General features: G+C 73.2%; 17 protein-coding genes and 1 pseudogene. 8 read left to right on the forward strand and 10 right to left on the reverse strand.

From position 1 onward, the window contains the following. Positions 1-476: pseudogene (locus ACFXB5_RS37515) on the reverse strand (hypothetical protein); the annotation flags it as partial. Positions 477-658: 182 nt separating this feature from the next. Between ACFXB5_RS37515 and ACFXB5_RS37520 the strand changes: the two are divergent. Then, on the forward strand, positions 659-1,912 hold the full coding sequence (locus ACFXB5_RS37520; protein ID WP_385216823.1) for an FAD-dependent oxidoreductase: 1,254 nt from the start codon (positions 659-661) through the stop codon (positions 1,910-1,912). A gap of 59 nt (positions 1,913-1,971) precedes the next feature. On the opposite strand, the gene ACFXB5_RS37525 is transcribed toward ACFXB5_RS37520, so the two are convergent. Continuing rightward, positions 1,972-3,492, reverse strand: coding sequence for an amino acid permease (locus ACFXB5_RS37525; protein WP_385216826.1), 1,521 nt, complete (start codon positions 3,490-3,492; stop codon positions 1,972-1,974). A gap of 58 nt (positions 3,493-3,550) precedes the next feature. After that, entirely contained in the window at positions 3,551-4,558 is a 1,008-nt protein-coding gene (locus ACFXB5_RS37530) for a hypothetical protein (protein ID WP_201847632.1), read from the reverse strand. A gap of 254 nt (positions 4,559-4,812) precedes the next feature. On the opposite strand from ACFXB5_RS37530, the gene ACFXB5_RS37535 reads away from it, so the two are divergent. Genes ACFXB5_RS37535 through ACFXB5_RS37545 form a run of 3 tightly spaced genes read left to right on the forward strand, consistent with a single transcriptional unit; the run spans position 4,813 to position 9,036 of the window. Beyond that, on the forward strand, positions 4,813-6,309 hold the full coding sequence (locus ACFXB5_RS37535) for an FGGY family carbohydrate kinase (RefSeq protein ID WP_385216830.1): 1,497 nt from the start codon (positions 4,813-4,815) through the stop codon (positions 6,307-6,309). Positions 6,310-6,358: 49 nt separating this feature from the next. Then, a complete protein-coding gene (locus ACFXB5_RS37540) occupies positions 6,359-7,786 on the forward strand; it encodes an NAD(P)/FAD-dependent oxidoreductase (protein WP_385216832.1) in 1,428 nt (475 codons plus the stop codon). Beyond that, positions 7,783-9,036: an NAD(P)/FAD-dependent oxidoreductase gene (locus ACFXB5_RS37545; RefSeq protein WP_385216834.1), complete on the forward strand. Its 1,254-nt coding sequence runs from the start codon at positions 7,783-7,785 to the stop codon at positions 9,034-9,036. Before ACFXB5_RS37540 ends, ACFXB5_RS37545 begins: the two co-directional genes overlap by 4 nt. Before the next feature lie 7 nt (positions 9,037-9,043). Here ACFXB5_RS37545 and ACFXB5_RS37550 read toward each other — a convergent pair whose 3' ends face one another. Continuing rightward, positions 9,044-9,430 carry an RNA-binding S4 domain-containing protein gene (locus ACFXB5_RS37550; RefSeq protein WP_385216837.1) on the reverse strand — a complete coding sequence of 129 codons (387 nt, stop codon included), beginning with the start codon at positions 9,428-9,430 and terminating at the stop codon, positions 9,044-9,046. Positions 9,431-9,460: 30 nt separating this feature from the next. Here ACFXB5_RS37550 and lpdA point away from each other — a divergent pair, with 30 nt between their 5' ends. Then, complete coding sequence (gene lpdA / locus ACFXB5_RS37555) at positions 9,461-10,861, forward strand: dihydrolipoyl dehydrogenase (protein ID WP_385216840.1); 1,401 nt, start codon at positions 9,461-9,463, stop codon at positions 10,859-10,861. Between the two features lie 66 nt (positions 10,862-10,927). Beyond that, a complete protein-coding gene (locus ACFXB5_RS37560) occupies positions 10,928-13,576 on the forward strand; it encodes a SpoIIE family protein phosphatase (RefSeq protein ID WP_385216843.1) in 2,649 nt (882 codons plus the stop codon). A gap of 8 nt (positions 13,577-13,584) precedes the next feature. Here ACFXB5_RS37560 and ACFXB5_RS37565 read toward each other — a convergent pair whose 3' ends face one another. From ACFXB5_RS37565 to ACFXB5_RS37590, 6 genes are all read right to left on the reverse strand, one after another. Beyond that, positions 13,585-14,583 (reverse strand): MBL fold metallo-hydrolase, encoded by a 999-nt coding sequence (locus ACFXB5_RS37565; protein WP_385216846.1) that lies wholly within the window; start codon positions 14,581-14,583, stop codon positions 13,585-13,587. Between the two features lie 125 nt (positions 14,584-14,708). After that, positions 14,709-16,211, reverse strand: coding sequence for a glutamate synthase subunit beta (locus tag ACFXB5_RS37570; RefSeq protein WP_385216849.1), 1,503 nt, complete (start codon positions 16,209-16,211; stop codon positions 14,709-14,711). 38 nt (positions 16,212-16,249) lie between these two features. After that, entirely contained in the window at positions 16,250-17,308 is a 1,059-nt protein-coding gene (locus ACFXB5_RS37575; protein WP_385216851.1) for an NAD(P)H-dependent flavin oxidoreductase, read from the reverse strand. After that, positions 17,308-18,048 carry a CoA-transferase subunit beta gene (locus ACFXB5_RS37580; protein ID WP_385216854.1) on the reverse strand — a complete coding sequence of 247 codons (741 nt, stop codon included), beginning with the start codon at positions 18,046-18,048 and terminating at the stop codon, positions 17,308-17,310. Before ACFXB5_RS37580 ends, ACFXB5_RS37575 begins: the two co-directional genes overlap by 1 nt. Then, positions 18,045-18,908 carry a CoA transferase subunit A gene (locus ACFXB5_RS37585; protein ID WP_385216857.1) on the reverse strand — a complete coding sequence of 288 codons (864 nt, stop codon included), beginning with the start codon at positions 18,906-18,908 and terminating at the stop codon, positions 18,045-18,047. Before ACFXB5_RS37585 ends, ACFXB5_RS37580 begins: the two co-directional genes overlap by 4 nt. 6 nt (positions 18,909-18,914) lie before the next feature. Then, a complete protein-coding gene (locus ACFXB5_RS37590) occupies positions 18,915-19,670 on the reverse strand; it encodes an enoyl-CoA hydratase family protein (protein WP_385216860.1) in 756 nt (251 codons plus the stop codon). A 78-nt stretch (positions 19,671-19,748) separates the two neighbouring features. Between ACFXB5_RS37590 and ACFXB5_RS37595 the strand changes: the two genes are divergently transcribed. Both ACFXB5_RS37595 and ACFXB5_RS37600 read left to right on the forward strand, forming a co-directional pair. Next, complete coding sequence (locus tag ACFXB5_RS37595) at positions 19,749-20,564, forward strand: SDR family oxidoreductase (RefSeq protein WP_385216862.1); 816 nt, start codon at positions 19,749-19,751, stop codon at positions 20,562-20,564. Position 20,565: 1 nt separating this feature from the next. Continuing rightward, positions 20,566-21,480: an SDR family oxidoreductase gene (locus tag ACFXB5_RS37600; protein WP_385216865.1), complete on the forward strand. Its 915-nt coding sequence runs from the start codon at positions 20,566-20,568 to the stop codon at positions 21,478-21,480. Positions 21,481-21,596 lie beyond the last annotated feature (116 nt).

Consider the following 21,596-nt stretch of genomic DNA (forward strand, 5'->3'; position numbering starts at 1 on the left):
GGGCCTTGCGGGGGGGGGGGGCTGGGCGTCTGCGGCGCGCGGGCGGGGGGGGGGGGGGTGGGCGTGGCCCCCGCGCCCCCCTCGGCCGCGCCGGACGCCGAGTCCCGGTCAACCACCATCACCACCAGCGAGAGGGCGACGCCCGCACCGAGCCCGGCCAGCACCAGCAGGGCGGCGCCGGGGCGGCGCCGCCCGGCCGGGGCGGGCGGTTGCCGAGGCGCGGGCGGCGCCTCCTGCGGGGGCCAGGCGTCGGCGGCGGAGGGGCCGCCCGTCATCTCGTGGGTGTCGTCATCCGCCATGGGCGGCGCCTCGGGCGGCAGCTCGGTGCCCGGCGGCCGGAAGAGGTCGAGCTCCTCCATCCACCCCTCGACCGGCCCCTCCGGGGCATCGTCGTACTCCGGCGTCGCGGGGAAGATGGCGGTCGGCTCGATCACCTGACGCCCGGCTGGTCGGTCCGGATCGGGTTCGGCTGCCATACAGACCTCCTTATACGCCCCACACCATCACGCGGGGATACGGATGCGGGCCCGGGAAGATTCAAGCCGATCGTGAACCGGAGGCCCCGGAGCCCCCGCGGCGCCGGTGTGGCGTGGCGCCGCGGGGTAAACCGTCCTGAGAGGGTGCCCATGGCCTCGGGGATGTCGAAGGGAACCATGAGATGGAGCGGACCACATGCTGTGTGGTGGGCGGCGGGCCGGCCGGGATGGTCCTCGGGCTGCTCCTCGCCCGGGCCGGAGTGGAGGTCACCGTCCTGGAGAAGCACGGGGACTTCCTGCGCGACTTCCGCGGCGACACGGTGCACCCCAGTACCCTGAGGCTCCTGGACGACTTGGGCCTCGCCGACCGGTTCGCGGCCCTGCCGCAGCGGCATGTGCACTCCATTCAGCTGCCCATAGGCCGGGGCGGCGAACTGTTCACGGTCGGCGAGATCGGCTCACTGCCGGGGAAGTACAACTACGTGGCGATGGTGCCGCAGTGGGATCTGCTCGATCTGCTGGCGGACGAGGCCAAGCGGGAACCCGCCTTCCGACTGCGGACGAACACCGAGGTGACCTCCTTCCTCGTGGAGCGCGGACGGGTCACCGGAGTGCGCTACCGCGACCGCGCGAGCGGCTCCACCGGCGAGCTGCGCGCCACCCTCACCGTGGCCTGCGACGGCCGGGGATCGCTCGCCCGAAACCTGTCGGAGCTCGGACTCCAGGAGTTCGCCTGCCCGATGGACGTCTGGTGGTTCCGGCTGCCGCGCGAGGAGAGCGACCCCCAGGGGCTGGTGGCCAACGTCGGGGAGCGCTTCCTCACCGCGATGATCGACCGTGGTGACTACTGGCAGTGCGCCGCCCTGATCCCCAAGGGGGCCGACGCCGAATGCCGGGCCAAAGGCCTCGACCGGTTTCTCGCCGCGTTCACGGAGGCCACCCCATGGATGCGGCGGGGGCCGGCCGGCCGCGGACCGGGCCCGCGGTCCTGGGACGAGGTGAAGCTGCTGGACGTACGGATGGACCGGCTCCGCCGCTGGCACCGCCCCGGACTGCTGTGCATCGGGGACGCGGCCCACGCGATGTCGCCCGTGTTCGGGATCGGCATCAACCTCGCCGTCGAGGACGCGGTCGCCGCCGCCCGCCGGCTGGCCGGGCCACTGCGCGAGGGCACCGTGGGCCTCGCCGACGTACGCGCCGTCCAGCGCCGCCGGTGGCCGACCACCGTCGCGACGCAGGGGTTGCAGCGGATCGCCCACGCACGGGTCATCGGGCCGCTGCTGCAGGGACGTTCACCGGCCGCCGGAGGGGAGCCGCTGCGGCTGGCCGAGGTGCTCACCAAGGCGCCCTGGCTGAAGCGGGCGCCCGCGTACTTCCTCGCCTACGGCGCGGGCCGCGAACGGCCCCCGGCCGAGTCGCTGCGCCGTTCCGGATAAACCGTTGAAGCCGGGTGCGGAAACCCTTCCGCACCCGGCTTCACGCATACGAAGCACCCTCAGACGATGCCTTCGGCGATCTCCGCCTGCTCACGCGCCGTGCCGTACGCGGACGGCGTGTTGTACGAGCGGCGGGCCACGAACCACCAGATCGTGGCCAGCAGCATCACCACGGCCAGCGCGATCGAGGCGTAGTTCATCGAGTCCACCGTCACCGGGCTGGACTGCGGCAGACAGAACAGCACCGTCACCACCGCCACCCACACCACCGCGATCCAGCCCACCGGCTTGCTCCAGCGGCCCAGGTTCCACGGACCCGGCTGGAACCGGTCCCCGGCGCGCAGCCGCAGGAAGACGGGGATGGCGTAGGCGGGCGTGATCCCGATGACGTTGATGGCGGTCACCGCGCCGTAGGCGGTTTCGGAGTACAGGGACGGCAGGGCCAGCACACCCGCCACCGCCACCGCCAGCCAGACCGCGTGCACCGGCGTCTGGGTACGCGAGCTGACCCGCTGCCACAGCCGTGAGCCCGGCAGCGCGCCGTCCCGGCTGAAGGCGAACACCATCCGGCTGGCCGCCGCCACCTCGGCGTTCCCGCAGAACAGCTGCGCCACGATGACGATGAGCAGCATCGCGGTGGCGCCGCCCGTACCCAGGGCGTCCATCAGGATCTGCGCCGGCGGCACCCCGGTGGCACTGCGCTGCGTACCGGCGTAGTCCTGGATGGCGAAGGTGAGCCCGGCCAGCAGTACGAACCCGGCCACCCAGGACACCCAGATGGCGCGGACGATCCCCCGGGCGGCGTAGACGGAGGCGTTGGAGGTCTCCTCGGACAGATGCGCCGAGGCGTCGTAGCCGGAGAAGGTGTACTGGGCGAGCAGCAGTCCGATCGCGGTCACATACAGCGGATTCGACCAGCCGGTGTTATTGACGAATTCGGTGAAGACGAATTCGGGCGACTGGTGGTGGGAGGGCACGATCGTCAGTGCGCCGACGATGATGGCGACGCCCGCCAGATGCCACCACACACTGACCGAGTTGAGCACGCTCACCAGCCGCACTCCGAACAGATTCAGCGCCGCGTGCAGCAGCAGAATGCAGACGAAGATGAGCATGGTCGATTCCGGTGTGGGATCGAATCCCCACTGGAGGTTGAAGAGCGCACCGGTGAACAGGGCGGCGCCGTAGTCGATTCCGGCGATGGCCCCGAGCAGCCCCAGCAGATTGAGCCAGCCGGTGTACCAGCCCCAAGCCCGTCCGCCCAGCCGGTCGGCCATGTAGTACAGCGCTCCCGAGGTGGGGTACGCGCTGGTCACCTCCGCCAGGGCGAGCCCGACGCAGAGCACGAAGAGCCCCACTCCGACCCAGCCCCACATCATCACCGCGGGGCCTCCGGTGTCCAGCCCGAAGCCGTACAGCGTCATACATCCGGAGAGAATGGAGATGACCGAGAAACTGATGGCGAAATTGCCGAAGCCGCCCATTCGGCGGGCCAGGACGGGTTGATAGCCGAGCTCACGCAGCCGCTGTTCATCGTCCCGGTGGGGGGCGGGACTTGAACTCGACCAGGCCGTGGACATGAATGTACCTCCGAATGCTGAGGCGGGCGAGGGGTGGTACAGGTGGGGGGAATTCGGCTCAGCCGCCGGCCCCGGGTCTTGGCCCACGGGCGCCGGCCAGCGAGCGGACCCGGGCGCGAAGAAACATTTCTTCAGCAAGGGCGCGGTCGGCGGCGTCGCGGGTGCGGTAGGCCCAGGGGAGCGGGGTGAAGTACGGCCCCAGCGTCTCGAAGACGCGGGCCGCGTCGGGGAACAGCAGCGCGCCCCACAGGGCGTGTGCCAGATGGTTGAGATCGAGCAGGGAACTCGTCGTGACATCCGCGTGGTCGAACCAGCCGAGCAGCGCGTTCCTCGCGTCCCGGGTGGCGTCCTCGGTGGCCCAGTGAAGGTCGAGCGCCTTCTCGTAGCCCCGCTCCTCGCGGTACCGCTCGACATGGACGTACAGCGGCAGCACCTGCAGCGCGGACCCCTTGGGCGCGCCCGAGACCACCCACTGCACGAAGTTGACCGCCTCGGCCAGCGAACCCCCGGCCCGCCGGGCGTACACGAACTGCAGCATCCGGTGGTACGCCTCGCGGTTGTGCGGATCGCGCCGGTCGGCCTCCGCCAGCAGCCCCCAGGGGCCGGGGAACAGCAGCGGACCGGGCGGGGCCACCCGGTGTTCCTCCTGCCGCTGCTCCTTGTCCAACTGGGCCAGGGCCAGCAGACACACCCAGGGCACCGGATCCGCCGGGGAGTGGTGCGCGGCCAGCTGGCAGGCCTGCCACGCCTCCCGCCACAGCTCCCGGGTGCGGGGGTGCCGCTCGCGGTGCGCGCGCACCGCGCGCTCCACCCCGACCCGGGTGTGCATCACCAGAGCGGCCACACTCTGCGGCTCCTCGGTCCGCCACGCGTCCACCACATTGGAGCCGGCGGCGGCCGTGGCCAGCACCTGGGTGCGCTGGGTCCACAGCGACCAGGTGGGGGTCTCCGCGAGCAGATTGCGCATCGATATCCAGCGTCCGGTGCGCAGATCCTGCAGCGCCACGCGCAGCCCGCCGTCATAGCCCGCGGGGTGGTACACGGGGCGGAACTCTTCCTCGGGCATCGGATGACTTTCGTACGGAGCTGACGTACCGGGCGCGGGAAAACGAGGGGCCTGGGGGATGGTTGCAGGGATCTTATAGTCCTGGTGCAACGATTCGGGAACGGGGGACTCCGGTCTGTGCCCGAACGGGCCGTCTTGACGCCCGCCCCGCGGCTGCACCAGGCTTTCCGGCGAGATCTCCGCGCCCCGTCCCGCGAGCGCACCGTCCCCCCGGTACCCGAAGCGATCCGCCCGTCCCGAGCGAAGAACCGGACATGCTGCCTGCAGAGCGTCGCCACCGCACCCCGGCCGACCCCGCGACCGGCCCGGTCCTCGCCATCGACCAAGGCACCTCGGGCACCAAGGCGCTGGTGCTCTGCCCGGAGCGCGGGGTGATCGGCTCCGCCGAGGTGCCCGTACGGCCCCGCTATCTGCCCGGCGGGCTGGTCGAGGTCGATCCGGCCGCGCTGCTCACCTCGGTCCTCGAGGCCGGACGCCAGGCCCTCGCGGCCGCGGGGGAGCCGGTCGTGGCGGTCGGGCTGGCCAACCAGGGCGAGACCGTACTGGCCTGGGACCCCGTCACCGGAGAGCCGCTGACCGACGCGCTGGTCTGGCAGGACCGGCGGGCCCACACGGTGTGCGAATGGCTCGCGCCGCACGCCGAGACGCTGCGCGAACTCACCGGCCTGCCCCTCGACCCGTACTTCGCGGCGCCCAAGATGGCGTGGATCCGGCGCCATCTGACCGGCGAGGGCGTGGTCACCACCAGCGATGTCTGGCTGGTCCACCGGCTCACCGGCGCGTTCGTCACCGACGCAGCCACCGCCGGGCGCACCGGGCTGCTCGACCTCGACCGGGTCGCCTGGTCCCCGAAGGCGCTGGATCTGTACGGGCTGACCGCCGAACGGCTGCCGCGCGTCGTAGACGCCGCCGGGCCGGTCGGCACCACCACGGCCTTCGGCGGCGAGGTCCCGCTCACCGGACTCCTCGTCGACCAGCAGGCCGCCCTGCTGGCGCAGCGGGTGACCGAACCGGGCACCGCCAAGTGCACCTACGGCACCGGCGCCTTCCTCCTCGCCCAGACCGGCGACCGGCCCCGGCGCGGCCCCCACGGCCTGGTCTCCTGTGTGGCCTGGCGGTTCGGCGGGCGCACCAGCTACTGCCTGGACGGGCAGGTGTACACCGCCGCCTCCGCGGTGCGCTGGCTCAGCGACCTGGGGGTGATCCAAGGGCCCCAGGACCTCGACCCGGTCGGGGGGACCGTGCCCGACACCGGGGGAGTCACCTTCGTACCGGCGCTCGCCGGACTCGCCGCGCCGTGGTGGCGCGGCGACCTCAAGGGCTCGCTGACCGGGCTCGGCCTCGACACCACCGCCGGACATCTGGTGCGCGCCCTGTGCGAGGGCATCGCCGCCCAGGTCGTGGAGATCGCCGAGGCGGCCGCCTCCGACCTGGGCGCGCCGCTGACCGTCCTGCGGGTCGACGGGGGACTGACCCGCTCGGCGCTGCTGATGCAGACCCAGGCCGATCTGCTGCAGCGGCCGGTGGAGGTGTCCGCGCTGCCGGATGTCACGGCGCTGGGCGTGGGAGCCGCCGCGCGAATGGGGCTCGACCCGGGCCTGACGGTCGAGGAGGCGGTCCCCGCGTGGGAGCCCGCCGCCGTCTACGAACCGCGGATCGGCGCGGAGCGGGCCGCCGAGCGGCTGGCCGCCTTCCGCTCGGCCGTGGCCGCGCTGCTGGAGCAGGCGCCGCCGGCCGCCGCCCACGACTGAGACCGCCCGCGCACCAGGAGCCGTGTCCACCGCCGAGCAAGGGACCAGCATGACCGTTACGACCACGGGTGACCTCCCCGACGAGGTCTACGACGTGGCCATCATCGGCGCCGGGGTGGTCGGCGCCGCCATCGCCCGCGAACTGGCCCGGTACGAGTTGCGGATCGCCTTGGTCGAGGCGTCGAACGACGTCGGCAACGGCACCTCCAAGGCCAACACCGCGATCCTGCACACCGGCTTCGACGCCACCCCGGGCACCCTGGAGGCCCGCCTGGGGCGCGAGGGCTACCAGCGGCTGACCGCCTACGCCGCCGAGACCGGCATCCCGCTCGAACCGCTCGGCGCGCTCCTCGTCGCCTGGGACGGGGAACAGCTCGCCGCGCTGCCGGCACTCGCCGAGAAGGCCGCCCGCAACGGCTACCACGAGACGGCCATCCTCGACGCGGACGCGGTCCACGCCCGCGAACCCCACCTGGGACCCGGCGCCCTCGGCGCGCTCGAAGTCCCCGGCGAGAGCGTCATCTGCCCCTGGACGACGACGCTCGCCTACGCCACCCAGGCGGTCCGCGCGGGCGTCGCCCTGCATCTGAACTGCCCGGCCGGAGCCATCACCACCGGCCTGGACCACCACGAGATCGCCACCCCGCGCGGGGTGCTGCGCACCCGTCACCTGGTGAACGCCGCGGGGCTGTACTCGGACGAGATCAACCGGCGGCTCGGCCACGAGGAGTTCACCGTGACCCCGCGCCGCGGCCAGCTCATCGTCTTCGACAAGTTCGCCCGCGGCCTGGTCGACCACATCCTGCTGCCGGTGCCCACCGCCCTCGGCAAGGGCGTACTGGTGTCGCCGACCGTGTACGGCAATGTGATGCTCGGCCCCACCGCCGAGGACCTCGACGACAAGACCGCCACCGGATCGTCGGCCGACGGACTGGCCTCGCTCCGCGAGAAGGGCGCGCGGATCCTGCCCGAGCTGCTGGAGGAGGAGGTCACCGCCGTCTACGCCGGACTGCGCGCCGCCACCGAGCACGGCGACTACCAGATCCGCGCCGACCCCGGACGGCGGTATGTCGCCGTGGGCGGCATCCGCTCCACCGGGCTCACCGCCTCCATGGCGATCGCCGCGCATGTGACGGAGCTGCTCATCGACTGCGGACTGGACCCCGGGCCCGAGCGGGAGATCGAGCCCGTGCGGATGCCCACCATCGGCGAGGCGTTTCCGCGCCCCTACCAGCGCGCCGACCTCATCGCCGCCGACCCCGCCTACGGCACCGTGGTCTGCCACTGCGAACGCGTCACCCGGGGCGAGATCCGCGACGCGCTGACCGCCACCGTGCCACCGGCCTCGCTGGACGGCCTACGGCGCCGCACCCGGGCCCTGGCCGGGCGCTGCCAGGGATTCTTCTGCGGCGCCGCGGTGCGCGCCCAGTTCGAGGCGGCCACCGCGGCCCAGGACCGGACGGAGGCCCGGCGATGACCCCCACCGACCGTACCCACCGCACCGTCGACGTGCTGGTCATCGGGGCCGGACCGGCCGGACTCGCGGTCGCCGCGCGGCTGGCCGCCGCCGGGGTGGACCGGGTCGAGGTCCTCGACCGCGAACAGCGCGCGGGCGGCATCCCCCGCCACTGCGACCACACCGGATTCGGACTGCGCGATCTGCGCCGGGTGATGACCGGACCGGACTACGCCCGCCACCACATCGCCGCCGCCATCCGCGCCGGGGCCGTGCTGCGCACCGGTGTCACGGCCACCGGCTGGGCGGCCCCGCGGACCGTGGACATCACCGGCCCGACCGGCCTGGAGCGGATCACCGCCACGGCCGTCGTCCTGGCCACCGGCGCCCGGGAACGCCCGCGCAGCGCCCGCCTGGTGCCCGGCACCCGGCCGACCGGCGTCTTCACCACCGGGCAGTTGCAGCAGGCCGTCCATGTACACCACCAGAGCGTCGGCCGCCGCGCCGTCATCGTCGGCGCGGAACGGGTCAGCTACTCCGCGGTGGCCACCCTGCGCCGGGCCGGGGCCGAGGTCGCCGCCATGGTCACCGACCAGCCCCGCCACCAGACCCACCCGGCGCGCCACTTCGCCACCCGGCTGCGCCATGGCGTTCCGCTGGTCACCGACGCCACCGTGGCCGAACTGACCGGCCGGACGCGGCTGGAGAGCGTACGGCTGCGGCACCGGGACGGCAGGACCGCGGCCATCGGCTGCGACACCGTGGTGTTCACCGGCGACTGGATCCCCGACCACGAGCTCGCCAGAAGCGCCGGGATCGCCCTCGACCCCGGCACCCGGGGCCCGGCCACCGACGCCGAGTTCCGCACCGGCGAACCCGGGGTCTTCGCCGTGGGCAATCTGCTGCACCCGGTCGAGACCGCCGATATCGCCGCCCTCGACGGCCGGTTCGCCGCCGCGCCCGTACTGCGCCATCTCGCGGGTGTGCCATGGACCCCGGGACCGCTGCCCGTGCTGGTCGAGGCGCCGCTGCTGTGGATCTCACCCAACCGGCTCACCCCGGACGGGCCCCCTCCGCCGCGCGGCCGGTTCACCCTGCGCACCACGCGGTTCCTGACCCGGCCGGTGCTCACCGTCGGCCAGGACGGCCGGATCCTGCACCGCGGGCGCCTTCCTCGCACGGCGGCGCCCAACCGGCCGTTCCACCTGCCCGCCGACTGGATCGCCGGGGCCGACGCTCACGGCGGCCCCGTGCGAATCACCGCGGACTGACCGGGCCTCAGGGGGCTTCTGGCGTACCGCGCAGCCGCTCCATCTCGCGCCGGTCGCGCTTGGTGGGGCGGCCCGTGCCGCGGTCGCGCAGCCCGATCGGCACGGTGTGCTCGCGCGGAGGCGGCGGCGGGCTGTTGTCGACGTAGCACTCCACCGCCACCGGCGCCCCGACCCGCTTGCGCACGATGCGCGAGACGACCACGATCCGGTCGCGCCCCGCATGGCGCAGCCGCACCTCGTCTCCGGACCGCACCGTGTGTGCGGGCTTGACGCGCTCGCCGTTGACCCGGACGTGCCCCGCGCGGCAGGCCGAGGACGCCATGGAGCGCGTCTTCGTCAGCCGCACGGACCAGATCCAGCTGTCCACCCGTACGGACCCCTCGTCTGAAGCCATACCCCGACTCTAATGTCTAAGGTGCGACGCATGAGCGCACATTTCGACGTGGTGGTCCTGGGAGCCGGACCGGGTGGCTATGTCGCCGCGATCCGCGCCGCCCAGTTGGGCCTGACCACGGCCGTGGTCGAGGAACGCTACTGGGGCGGTGTCTGCCTGAACGTGGGCTGCATCCCGTCCAAGGCCCTGCTGCGCAACGCCGAGCTGGCCCAGCTGTTCATCCACGAGGCCAAGGACTTCGGCATCCGGGTGAACGGCGATGTCACCGTGGACTACCGGGACGCGTTCGAGCGCAGCCGTAAGGTGGCCGACGGACGGGTCAAGGGCGTCCACTATCTGATGAAGAAGAACAAGATCACCCAGTTCGAGGGGCGGGGCGGCTTCACCGGACCGCACGACATGACGGTCACCCGCTCCGGCGGCGGCACGGAGACGCTCACCTTCGACCACTGCGTCATCGCCGCGGGCTCGATCACCAATCTGCTGCCCGGCACCTCCCTCAGCGAGCGGGTGGTGACCTACGAGGAGCAGATCCTCTCGCCCACCCTGCCCGGCAGCGTCCTGATCGCGGGCGCGGGCGCCATCGGCGTGGAGTTCGCGTACATCATGCACAGCTACGGGGTGCAGGTGACGCTGGTGGAGTTCATGGACCGGATCGTGCCCCTGGAGGACGAGGAGGTCTCGACCGAGCTCACCCGGCGCTTCCGCAGGCTCGGCATCAACATCCTGACCTCCACCCGGGTGGAGGCGATCAACGACGCGGGCCCCGCGGTCAAGGTCATGGTGACCACCGGCGGCCAGCGGCAGACCCTCCAGGCCGCCCGGGTGCTCCAGGCCATCGGGTTCCGGCCGCGGGTGGACGGATACGGGCTGGAGCACACCGGCGTCCGGCTGACCGAGCGGGGCGCCATCGGCATCGACGGCCGGTGCCGCACCAATGTGCCGCACATCTTCGCCATCGGCGACGTCACCGCCAAGCTGATGCTGGCGCACGCCGCCGAGGCCATGGGCATCGTCGCGGCGGAGACCATCGCCGGGGCGGAGTCCATGGAGCTCGACTATGTGATGATCCCGCGCGCCACGTTCTGCCAGCCGCAGATCGCCAGCTTCGGCTGGACCGAGGCTCAGGCGCGGGAGCGCGGCTACGACGTCCGGGTGGCGAAGTTCCCGTTCACCGCCAACGGGAAGGCCCAGGGGCTCGGCGACCCCGTCGGCTTCGTGAAACTCATCGGCGACGGCCGCCACGGCGAGCTGCTGGGCGGACATCTCATCGGCCCCGAGGTCACCGAGCTGCTGCCCGAGCTCACCCTCGCCCAGCAGTGGGATCTCACCGTGCACGAGGTGGCCCGCAATGTCCACGCCCATCCGACCCTCAGCGAGGCGGTGAAGGAGGCCGTCCACGGGCTCGCCGGACACATGATCAATTTCTGACCGCGGATGCTCCCACCCCGGCCGCCACCGGGTGTGAGACCCGCGGAAGTGCGTTAGACAGAGCATGTGAAAGTGCGCTCGGCGCTGGGCTCGCGCAGTGTCGGCGGGCAGGTGTTCGCCCTGATGCTGATCATCGTGACGCTCCTGGTGCTCGCCGCGGGGGCCACGCTGTCCCTCCAGGCGCGCGGCAGCGGGGACAGCCGGGCCCGGGCCAGTGCCCTGACCGTCGCGCGGACCGTGGCCCTCGCCCCCGGCGTCCGGCGGGCGCTGGAGTCCCGCAACCCCTCCACGACCCTCCAGCCCTTCGTCGAGAAGGTCCGGCACCGGACCGACGTCGACTACATCGTGGTGACCTCCCCCGAGGGCATCCGCTGGACCCATCCCAATCCCAAGCTGCTCGGCAAGCACATCGGCCGCAGCCTCTATCCGGCCACGGCGGGCCGGACCTTCACCGACAGGGTCCCGGGCATCACCCACTCGGCTCCCTCGATCCGTGCCGCCGTGCCGGTCACCGACGCCCGGGGCCGGGTGATCGGCATCGTCAACGCCGGGGTCTCCATCCCCTCCGTGGCCCGGACGGTCGGCCGCCAACTGCCGATGATCTACGGCTCCACGGCGCTGGCCCTCGTCCTGGGCGGGGGCGGCGCGGCACTCGTGGCCCGGCGGCTGCGGCGCCAGACCCACCGGCTCGGCCCCGCCGAGATCACCAGGATGTACGAACACCACGACGCCGTGCTGCGCAGCGTCAAGGAAGGGGTGCTGATCGTCGACGACGAGGGGCGGCTGCTGCTCGCCAATGACGAGGCGCTGCATCTGCTGGGCCTCACACTCGACGCGCACGGACGCCAGATCACCGACGCCGGTCTGCCCCCGGGGCTCGCCGGACAGCTCGCCTCCGGCCGTGAGGCTACCGACGCGGTGTATCAGGTCGGGGACCGGCTGCTGGCGGTCAACCAGCGCCCGGCGGAACGGGGCGGACAGCCCTGGGGCAGCGTCGCCACCCTGCGGGACACCACCGAGCTGAGCGCCCTGACGGACAAGGCCGATCGGGCCTACGCACGCCTCCGGCTGCTGTACGAGGCCGGTGTGCGCGTGGGCAGCAGCCTCGACATGGAAGGCACCGCCCGGGAACTGACCCGGGTCGCCGTGCCGCGCTTCGCCGACTACGCCACCGTCGATCTGCACGAGGCCGTCCTGGGCGGCGGGGAGCCGGGCGACCGGGACTCGCCGCTGCGCCGGGCCGCCTTCAGCGGCATCCGGCAGGATTCCCCGCTGCGCCGGGTCGGCGAGCGCGTGTCGTCCTTCCCCGTCACCCAGCGGGCCGGTGGCACCGGCCGGGCGCGCGTGTTCGCCGTCGGCGAGCTGCCGTCCTACCCCGACTGGACGCCCCAGGACCCGGAGCGGCTGGGGTGGGTGATGGAGTACGGCATCCACTCGCTGCTGACCGTGCCGCTCAGCGGGCGCGGTGTCCGGCTGGGCCAGGCGGCGTTCTGGCGCTCGGGGGACACCCCGCCGTTCGACGAGGAGGACCGGACCTTCGCCGAGGAGCTGGCCGGTCAGGCGGCCGTCGCCATCGACAACGCCCGCCGCTACGCGCGCGAGCACGCCACCACCCTGGCCCTCCAGGAGAGCCTGCTGCCCCGCGGCCGCCCCGAGCAGCAGGCCGTCGTGGCCGCCCAGCGCTATCTGCCCGCCCCCGGCGGGGTGCGGGGCGACTGGTTCGACGTCATCCCGCTGTCCGGGGCCCGGGTCGCCCTCGTCGTCGGCGATGTCGTCGGCCACGGAGTGCACGCCGCCGCGACCATGGGCCGGCTGCGCACCGCCGTGCGCAACTTCTCCGTCGTGGACCTTCCCCCCGACGAGCTGCTCGCCCGGCTAGACGACGTGGTCGACCAGCTCGACCGGGAGGAGACCGTCACGGGCGGCGGCGCCGGGGCCACCTGTCTGTACGCGGTCTACGACCCGGTCTCCCGGCACTGCACCCTGGCGCGGGCCGGCCATCCGCCCCCGGCCCTGGTCCACCCCGACGGCTCGGTGACCTTCCTCGACCTGCCCGCGGGCCCGCCGCTGGGGCTCGCCGGACGGCTCTACGAGGCGGCCGAGACGGAGCTGCCCGAGGGCAGCCGCCTCGTCCTCTACACCGACGGGCTGGTCCAGGACCGCGAACGGGACATCGAGACCGGGCTCGACCAGCTGCGGGACGCCCTCACCGATGCCGACCCCGACCCGGAGCGGGCCTGCGACACCGTGCTGGCCGCCCTGCTCTCGCCGCGCCGCACCGACGACGTCTGCCTGCTCATCGCCCGCACCACCGCGCTGGACGCGCGCCAGGTGGCCTCGTGGGTCCTCCCGGCGGACCCGGAGGTCGTGGCCGGGATGCGGGCGGCCGTCGCCCGCACCCTGGCCGAGTGGAACCTGGAGGAGGCCGCCTTCACCACCGAGCTGGTGGTCAGCGAGCTGCTCGGCAACGCCATCCGGCACGCGATGGGCCCCGTACGGCTGCGGCTGCTGCGCAACCGGGCGCTGATCTGCGAGGTCGCCGACGGCAGCACCACCGCGCCCCATCTGCGCCGGGCGGCCATCACCGACGAGGGGGGACGCGGGCTGTTCCTCGTCGCCCAGATGGTCCAGCGCTGGGGCACCCGCTACACCAGCCAGGGCAAGATCATCTGGACCGAGCAGGACATCCCGGCCGCGGCGCGCGCCCCGCGGTGACCAGGTGGTCAGGCCGAGGCCGTCGGCGCGCCCTCGCGCCGCTCCCATGCCACCTGGGCCAGGTCGGCCATGGTGGCCACGAGGTCCGCCGCCTCCTCCGTACCGTTCAGATGCCGGTACTCCGAGCCCACCGTGATCACCAGCCGCTCGGGCAGGCCCAGCGACGGATAGGTGTTCTCGGCGATCAGGGTGCGGGCGGCCTCCAGAGCCGGCACCCCGGCCGTGTGCAGCTGCCGGGTGCGGTCCCGCAGATGCTCCAGATAGCCGATGTGGCCGCGGACCCCCTCCCGGTCGAGGATCGGGCCATGGCCGGGGACGATCACCTCGGCCCCGGTCTCGAGCACCCGCTCGCACGCGGAGATCACATTGTCCAGCGGGCCCGCCCAGTGCACCGCGTGGTCGCCGGGGTCCTGCGGACCGGAGGCGAAGATGACATCGCCGGTGAACGCCACCTTCTGCCGCGGCAGATACGCCACCAGATCGCCCGCGGTGTGCGCGGACTCCAGGCTGAACAGCCGCACCGGCACCTGGCCCACGCGCAGGTCGAGTTCGCCCACGAAGGTGACCGTCGGCTCGACCACCTCGGTGGCGGACCAGTCGAACCGCCCGAAGTGCCGCTGGAGGTACCAGCCGAGCGGAGTCGCCGGATCGCTGCCGTGCACCAGGCCGTGCAGCTGCTGCGGCGAGGGCTCGTACTCGATGTGGCCGAGCGCCTCGCGGGTGGCCACGATCTCCGCGTCCGGTACGACCTCCGCGCCCCACAGGTGGTCGCCGTTGGCATGGGTGACGATCACCCGCTCGATCCGGCCCCCGTCGGGCAGCAGGGCACGGCTGTGTTCGAGGAACTCACCGGCCATCCGACGGTCGTAGGGGCTGTCGATCCAGACGGCGTGGCCGTCGGGCGAGACGATCAGACCGCAGTTGGCCAGACCCCAGCCGGCGCTCGGGGTCGGGGACCAGATGTGCACACCGTCGGCCACGGTGAGGAGGGGGGATTGCGAGATCATGGACGCACACTATGCCCGCGCCGCACCCCCGCGGCAGGCGGCCCGCCCCGCCCGCGCGGGGTCCGGCCACCCGGCCACCGCTCCGTCAGGCCGTCATCGTCAGCCCGGTCGTCAGGCCGTCATCGTCAGGCCGTCATCGGCAGGTCGGTCGGACCGACCGGCGCCGGGAGCGTCGTGGAGCCCGCGAGATAGCGGTCCACGGCGGCCGCCGCCGAGCGGCCCTCGGCGATCGCCCAGACGATCAGCGACTGGCCACGGCCCGCGTCACCCGCCACGAACACCCCGTCCGCGCCGGTGGCGAACGACGCGTCACGGGCGACGGTGCCGCGCTCGTCGAGCTCGAGACCGAGCTGGTCCAGCAGCCCGCCGTCCCGCTCCGGGCCGCGGAAGCCGAGGGCCAGCAGCACCAGATCCGCCCGCAGCACCCGTTCCGTGCCCGGCCCGGACTCTCCATCGGCACGGGCCCCGATCAGACGCAGCGCCCGGACGCCGCCGTGCGGCCGTTCCGCGTCCGGTGCGGTCCCCTCGAAGCGGACCGTGGTCGCGGAGAAGACCCGCGCGTCCACGTCCGCCTCCGGAGAGGCCGCCAGCTCCCGCGCCTCCTCATGGGCGGCGGACATCCGGTAGATCTTGGGGTAGGTGGGCCAGGGCTCGCCCTCGGTCCGCTCGTCGCCGGGCCGGGGGTGGATGTCCAGCTGGGTCACGGAGGCGGCGCCCTGCCGCAGCACCGTGCCCAGACAGTCCGCGCCGGTGTCCCCGCCGCCGACGATGACCACATGCCTGCCCTCGGCGGTGATCGGCGGCCGGGCGTAGTCGCCCTCCAGCACCCGGTTGGCCATCGGCAGATACTCCATCGCCTGATGGATTCCGGCCAACTCCCTTCCTGGTACGGGGAGTTCGCGCCAGGACCGGGCGCCCACGGCTATCACGACCGCGTCGTAGCGCGCCCGGAGCTCGGCGGCGTCCATATCGGTGCCGACATCCACGCCGGTACGGAACTTGGTGCCCTCCGCGCGCATCTGCTCCAGCCGCCGGTCCAGGTGGCGCTTCTCCATCTTGAACTCGGGGATGCCGTAGCGGAGCAGTCCGCCCGCCCGGTCGTCGCGCTCGTACACCGCCACGGTGTGCCCCGCGCGGGTGAGCTGCTGGGCCGCGGCCAGCCCCGCGGGCCCCGAGCCGATGACGGCGACGGTGCGGCCGCTCAGCCGGTCCGGTGGCTTGGGGGTCACCTGGCCGCTCTCCCAGGCCCGGTCGGCGATGGCCACCTCGACGTTCTTGATGGTGACCGCCGGCTGGTTGATGGCCAGCACACAGGCGCTCTCGCAGGGGGCCGGGCAGAGCCGGCCGGTGAACTCGGGGAAGTTGTTGGTGGCGTGCAGCCGCTCGCTCGCGCGCAGCCAGTCGTCCCGGGAGACCAGGTCGTTCCACTCCGGGATGAGGTTCCCCAGCGGGCAGCCCTCATGGCAGAACGGGATGCCGCAGTCCATGCAGCGGTCCGCCTGGGCGCTGATGATCGGCAGCAGTCCGCCGGGCGCGGGAACCTCGTCCCAGTCCCGCACCCGCTCGTCCACCGGACGCCGGGGCGGAAGACGACGGGGCGTGGTGAGGAAACCCTTGGGGTCGGCCATGACGACCTCCCATTACCCGTCTCATGGTCTGGCCGCTTTCACCCCACTGTACGACCGCTGGCCAGCCGGTCCAGGGTCGCCGCGGCCTCGGCCACGATCCGGTCCACCAGCTCCGCGCAGGAGGGCAGATCCTCGATCACCCCGGCCACCTGACCGGAGGCCATCACCCCCGTGTCGGTGCGGCCGTCCACCATCGACGCCTTCAGCAGCATCGGGGTGGTGGCGGCCAGCAGGACCTGGCTCCAGGTGAGGTCCTTGCCGTGCCGCATCGCCAGCCCGTCGCGCACCATCCGCGGCCAGCTCAGCCCGGCCAGCCGCCGGAACGCGGCGGCGTGGCGGACGGCGCGCAGGAGCGCGGCGGCGCGGCCGGAGCGTTCGAGGGAGTCGACCAGCTCGCTGCGGAGCATCCGGTGGGGGAGTCCGTCGACCGCCGTGGTGACGGTGACATCGGTGACCGCCGCCGCCAGATAGCGCGCCTTCACCGCGTCCGGGACCGTGCTGTCGGAGGTGAGCAGGAAGCGGGTGCCCATGGCGATCCCCGCCGCCCCGTAGGCGAGCGCGGCCGCCAGCCCCCGTCCGTCGTGGAAGCCGCCCGCGGCCACGACCGGGATGTCCACCGCGTCCACGACCTGGGGGAGCAGCACGGTGGTGGCCACCTGCCCGGTGTGGCCACCGCCCTCGGCGCCCTGCACCACCACCGCGTCCGCGCCCCAGCCCGCCACCTTCTCCGCGTGGCGCCGGGCGCCCACGGACGGGATGACCACCACGCCCGCGTCCTTCAGCCGATCGATCAGCTCACGCCTTGGAGCCAGCGCGAACGAGGCGACCCGCACCCCCTCCTCGACGATGATCCGCACCCGCTCCCCGGCGTCCCCCGCGTCGGCGCGCAGATTGACGCCGAAGGGCGCGTCGGTGCGGGCGGCGACCTCGCGCACGGCCGAGCGCAGCCGCTCGGGCGACATGGTCGCGGAGGCCAGGATGCCCAGCGCCCCGGCGTTCGCCACGGCGGACACCAGCCGGGGCCCGGCCACCCACCCCATGCCGGTCTGGACGATCGGGTGGCGCACCCCGACGAGCCGGGTCAGCGGGGTGTCCATCAGGACGGCACCTCCCGCTCGCGGGCCCCCTCGGGATCGATGACCTCCCGGATCAGCCGCAGCTCGGCGGGGGTCGGCTCCCGGGTGCACGGGACGTCATCGGCGATGTCGAGGGGGAAGCCGGTGGCCTCCCGCACCGCCTCGGCGGTCACCCCCGGATGCAGGGAGCGCACCCGCAGGGTGCGGTCGGGCGTGGCGAAGTCGAGCACCGCCAGATCGGTCACCACACACCGGAGGTCATGGAAGCGGGCCGCGGCCGGCCCCGCGGCCGCCACCCGGTCGTAACCCACCCCGCACACCATGTCGACACGTTCTACGAAGACCCGTCGCGAGTGCCGGGGCACCCAGTAACTCGTGGGGTTGTTCAGGGTGTTGACCGGCGCTCCCCGCACCCCCAGCAGCTGCCGTTTGGGCCGCTTCCAGTCGCCGATACAGCTGATGTTCTGGTTGCCGTGGCGGTCGATCTGGCTCGCGCCCATCATCACATGACGCCGGCCGCCGGTGACCAGCGCCAGATGCGCCCGGTACGGCAGCCACCCCTCCACCACCTCCGGATCGCCGCCCACGATCATCGCCTCGCCGTCCGTCAGCATCAGCTCGGGCGCGAAGGTGAGCTTGGCCAGCCGGGCACCGGCCCTGGGCACCGCGCCCATCGGGGCGGCCAGGATCTCCCCGTCGCCCCGCCATGCCTCGGCACAGGCCACCACGCAGTACTCGGCCCGGGTCACCCCGCCGGTCATGTGCCCTCCCTCCCGAAAGCCGCCACCGCGGCCCGGTACCGCTCCTCGTCCCCGGACAGAAACCGCTTCGTGAACTCCCGCCACGCCTCCGGGTCGGCGGCGGCCTTGGCGTACGCGCTCTGGAACGTCTCGTCCCGTCCGTAGTCGGGGACGCAGGAGGTGAAGTGCGCGCCCCGCGGGGTCTCGACCACACCGGTCACCGCATGCCGCTTGACCAGCAGCGTCTGCGGGCCGCCCGCGTCCGCCAACTCGGCGGTGGCGACGACGCGTTCACAGGAGAGATACGCCTCGGCGGCCGCCTCGCAGAACAGGTCGTCGAAGTACGGATCCGGCCCGAGGTACTGACCGTTGCCCTGCGCGTCCGCCCGGTTGAGGTGCACCAGCGCCACGTCCAGCCGCAGCGCGGGCACCGCCACCAGCTCCTCACCGTCCTCGTACGGCGATGTCACCGTCCGCAGCCCGGGGTTGACCGTCATGACGTCCGAGCCGAGGCCCGCGCGGACGGGGAGGAACGGCAGCCGGTGCACGGCGGCGGTCAGCCCCCACATCATCATCGACTCGTCCAGCTCGGTCAGTTCGACGTCCCCCCGCTCGCGCGCCGCCCGGAAGTGCGGCTCCAGGGGGATCGAGTCGAGCGTGGCGAACGCCGTCACCAGCTTGCGGATCTTCCCGGCGGCGGCCAGCAGCCCGACGTCGGGGCCGCCGAAGGAGACCACGGTCAGATCGGTGACCTCCGACCGCAGCAGGGCGCGGACCAGCGCCATGGGCTTGCGCCGTGACCCCCAGCCGCCGATGCCGACCGTCATACCGCTGCGGATCCGGCCGACGGCCTCCTCGGCCGTCATCGTCTTGTCGGCCAACGCCGCTCACCCCTTCCCGGTGCTCCTGGCGACGAACGCGTCGCGGTGCCCGTCGGACAGGCCCGCCAGATTGGCCTCGAAGGTGAAGCCCTGCTCGAAGCGGTAGCTCCGGCGCACATCGACCGGATCGATACCGTTGATGGCCGCCTTCGCCAGCCGCAGCAGCGCACCGTCCTTGGCGGCGATCTCCCCGGCCAGCTCCAGCGCCGCCTTCCGCAGCCCGCCGCGCGGCACGACCCGCCACACCGAACCATGGCGGTGCAGCTCCTCGGCGGTCGCGGTGCGCGCGGTGTAGTACAGCGCGCGCATCAGATGCCGCGGGACCAGCCGCGCCAGATGGGTGGCCGCGCCCAGCGCGCCGCGGTCCAGCTCGGGCAGGCCGAATGTGGCGTCGTCGCTGGCCACGATCGCGTCGGCGTTCCCGACCAGACCGATGCCACCGCCCAGGCAGAAGCCGTGGACGGCGGCGACGACCGGGACCGGGCAGTCGTAGACGGCGGCGAACGCCTCGGCGCATCCGTGGTTGGCGCCGATGAGCGCCGTATGGCCATCGGCCGCCTGGATCTCCTTGATGTCCACGCCCGCGTTGAAGCCCCGGCCCTCGGCGGCCAGCACCACACAGCGCACCGACGGGTCGGCGCCCGCGGTGCGCAGTGCGTCGGCCAGCTCGTACCAGCCGCGCACGGGAAGGGCGTTGACGGGTGGGAAGTCCATGGCGACCAGGCGGACACCGGCCGCGGGGGCGGAGGTGGAGACAGCCATGAGCAGATCCGATACCTTTCCACCAAACATTTGTTAGGTAGAAGGTAGCAGCGCTCATCGCGCAGCGGGAGGTGTCTTGTGGCCGTCACCATCGATCTCGCCGGGCGCGTCGCCGTGGTCACCGGCGGCACGCGCGGCGTCGGAGCGGGGATCACACGGGCCCTGCTCACCGCAGGGGCCGAGGTGGTGATCTGTGCGCGCCGCGCGCCCGACAAACCCATCGAGGTGGACGGGCGCACGGCGCGCTTCGAATCGCTCGACATCCGGGACGTGGACGCGGTCGCCGCGTTCTTCGCCCGGCTGCGCCGCTCCCACGGGCGGCTCGACCTGCTGGTCAACAACGCCGGAGGAAGCCCCTACGGACTGATCGCCGAGGCCGGGCAGCGCCGCGCCGCCCGCATCGTGGAACTCAACCTGATCGCTCCCATGACCGTCTCCCTGAGCGCGTACGAGCTGATGCGCCATCAGGAGGGCGGAGGCTCGATCGTGATGATCGGCAGCGTCAGCGGCACCCGGCCGTCCCCCGGCACCGGACCCTATGGAGCCGCCAAGGCGGGCCTGGAGAACCTGGCCCGCACCCTGGCCGTGGAGTGGGCCCCCGCGGTCCGGGTCAACACGCTCGTGCTCGGCATGGTCCGCACCGAACTGTCCCATCTGCACTACGGGGACGAGGAGGGCATCGCCGCCGTCGGCCGGACCGTGCCGCTCGGGCGGATGGCCGAGCCCGTCGAGGCCGGTGACGCCTGTGTGTTCCTCGCCTCCGGGCTGGCCGGGTACAACAGCGGCGCCAGCATCGCCATCCACGGAGGCGGGGAGCGACCCGCGTTCCTCGACGCCGCCAACGTCAACCAGCCGTCCCCCGGCACCGGCCGGGCAGAACCACGGGAGGACTGAGATGAGCGGACTGTGCGACGGGCGGGTCACCGTCGTCACCGGAGCGGGCCGCGGCCTCGGGCGGGCGCACGCGCTCGCCTTCGCCGCCGAGGGCGCGAAGGTCGTCGTCAACGACCTCGGCGTGGCGCCGGACGGCGCCGGGGCGTCGGCGGGCCCGGCCCAGCGGGTCGTCGAGGAGATCCGGGCCGCGGGCGGGGAGGCGGTGGCGCACGGCGGCGACATCGCCACCACCGACGGCGCCGCCTCCCTCGTGGCCACCGCCCTCGACACCTACGGCCGGCTCGACACCCTCGTCAACAACGCCGGATTCCTGCGCGACCGCATGCTCGTCAACCTCGGCGAGGACGAATGGGACGCGGTGATCCGCGTCCACCTCAAGGGCCACTTCCTGCCGCTGCGACACGCCGCCGCCCACTGGCGCGCCGAGGCGAAGGCGGGCCGCACCCCGGTCGCCCGAGTGGTCAACACCAGCTCCGGGGCCGGGCTGCTGGGCAGCGTCGGACAGGGCAACTACTCCGCGGCCAAGGCCGGGATCCTCGGCCTGACCTCGGTGGCCGCCGCCGAGCTCGGCCGCTACGGCGTCCAGGTCAACGCCATCGCCCCGGCGGCCCGCACCCGGATGACGGAGACGACGTTCGCCGGTGACATGGCCGCGCCGGACGACCCCGCCGCCTTCGACGCGATGGCCCCCGCCAATGTCTCACCGCTCGTCGTCTGGCTCGGCTCGGCAGCCTGCGCCGGGGTCACGGGCCGGGTCTTCGAGGCCGAGGCCGGGCGGATCACCGTCATGGAGGGCTGGCGGCCGGGCCCCACCGCCGACAAGGGCGCCCGCTGGACACCGGCGGACGCGGGCGAGACCGCGCGGAAACTCCTCGCCGGGGCCGAACCGCCGGGGCCGGTGTACGGGGCACCCTGACGGGCCGGCCGGCCCCTACGAGGTGGGGAAAACCCTCGTACGGGAAGGGCGGCAGCGGGATGGGAGCACGGAGCGCCGCGGCGGCACGATGATCCGCGAACGGTACACGGGAACAA

The organism is Streptomyces sp. NPDC059455, assembly GCF_042750115.1.
GTDB lineage: Bacteria > Actinomycetota > Actinomycetes > Streptomycetales > Streptomycetaceae > Streptomyces > Streptomyces endocoffeicus.

Coding starts and splice junctions, on each gene's coding strand:
- ACFXB5_RS37520 (WP_385216823.1), top strand. CDS start 659: ATGGAGCGGACCACATGCTGTGTGGTGGGCGGCGGGCCGGCCGGGATG.
- ACFXB5_RS37525 (WP_385216826.1), bottom strand. CDS start 3,492: ATGTCCACGGCCTGGTCGAGTTCAAGTCCCGCCCCCCACCGGGACGAT.
- ACFXB5_RS37530 (WP_201847632.1), bottom strand. CDS start 4,558: ATGCCCGAGGAAGAGTTCCGCCCCGTGTACCACCCCGCGGGCTATGAC.
- ACFXB5_RS37535 (WP_385216830.1), top strand. CDS start 4,813: ATGCTGCCTGCAGAGCGTCGCCACCGCACCCCGGCCGACCCCGCGACC.
- ACFXB5_RS37540 (WP_385216832.1), top strand. CDS start 6,359: ATGACCGTTACGACCACGGGTGACCTCCCCGACGAGGTCTACGACGTG.
- ACFXB5_RS37545 (WP_385216834.1), top strand. CDS start 7,783: ATGACCCCCACCGACCGTACCCACCGCACCGTCGACGTGCTGGTCATC.
- ACFXB5_RS37550 (WP_385216837.1), bottom strand. CDS start 9,430: ATGGCTTCAGACGAGGGGTCCGTACGGGTGGACAGCTGGATCTGGTCC.
- lpdA (WP_385216840.1), top strand. CDS start 9,461: ATGAGCGCACATTTCGACGTGGTGGTCCTGGGAGCCGGACCGGGTGGC.
- ACFXB5_RS37565 (WP_385216846.1), bottom strand. CDS start 14,583: ATGATCTCGCAATCCCCCCTCCTCACCGTGGCCGACGGTGTGCACATC.
- ACFXB5_RS37570 (WP_385216849.1), bottom strand. CDS start 16,211: ATGGCCGACCCCAAGGGTTTCCTCACCACGCCCCGTCGTCTTCCGCCC.
- ACFXB5_RS37575 (WP_385216851.1), bottom strand. CDS start 17,308: ATGGACACCCCGCTGACCCGGCTCGTCGGGGTGCGCCACCCGATCGTC.
- ACFXB5_RS37580 (WP_385216854.1), bottom strand. CDS start 18,048: ATGACCGGCGGGGTGACCCGGGCCGAGTACTGCGTGGTGGCCTGTGCC.
- ACFXB5_RS37590 (WP_385216860.1), bottom strand. CDS start 19,670: ATGGCTGTCTCCACCTCCGCCCCCGCGGCCGGTGTCCGCCTGGTCGCC.
- ACFXB5_RS37600 (WP_385216865.1), top strand. CDS start 20,566: ATGAGCGGACTGTGCGACGGGCGGGTCACCGTCGTCACCGGAGCGGGC.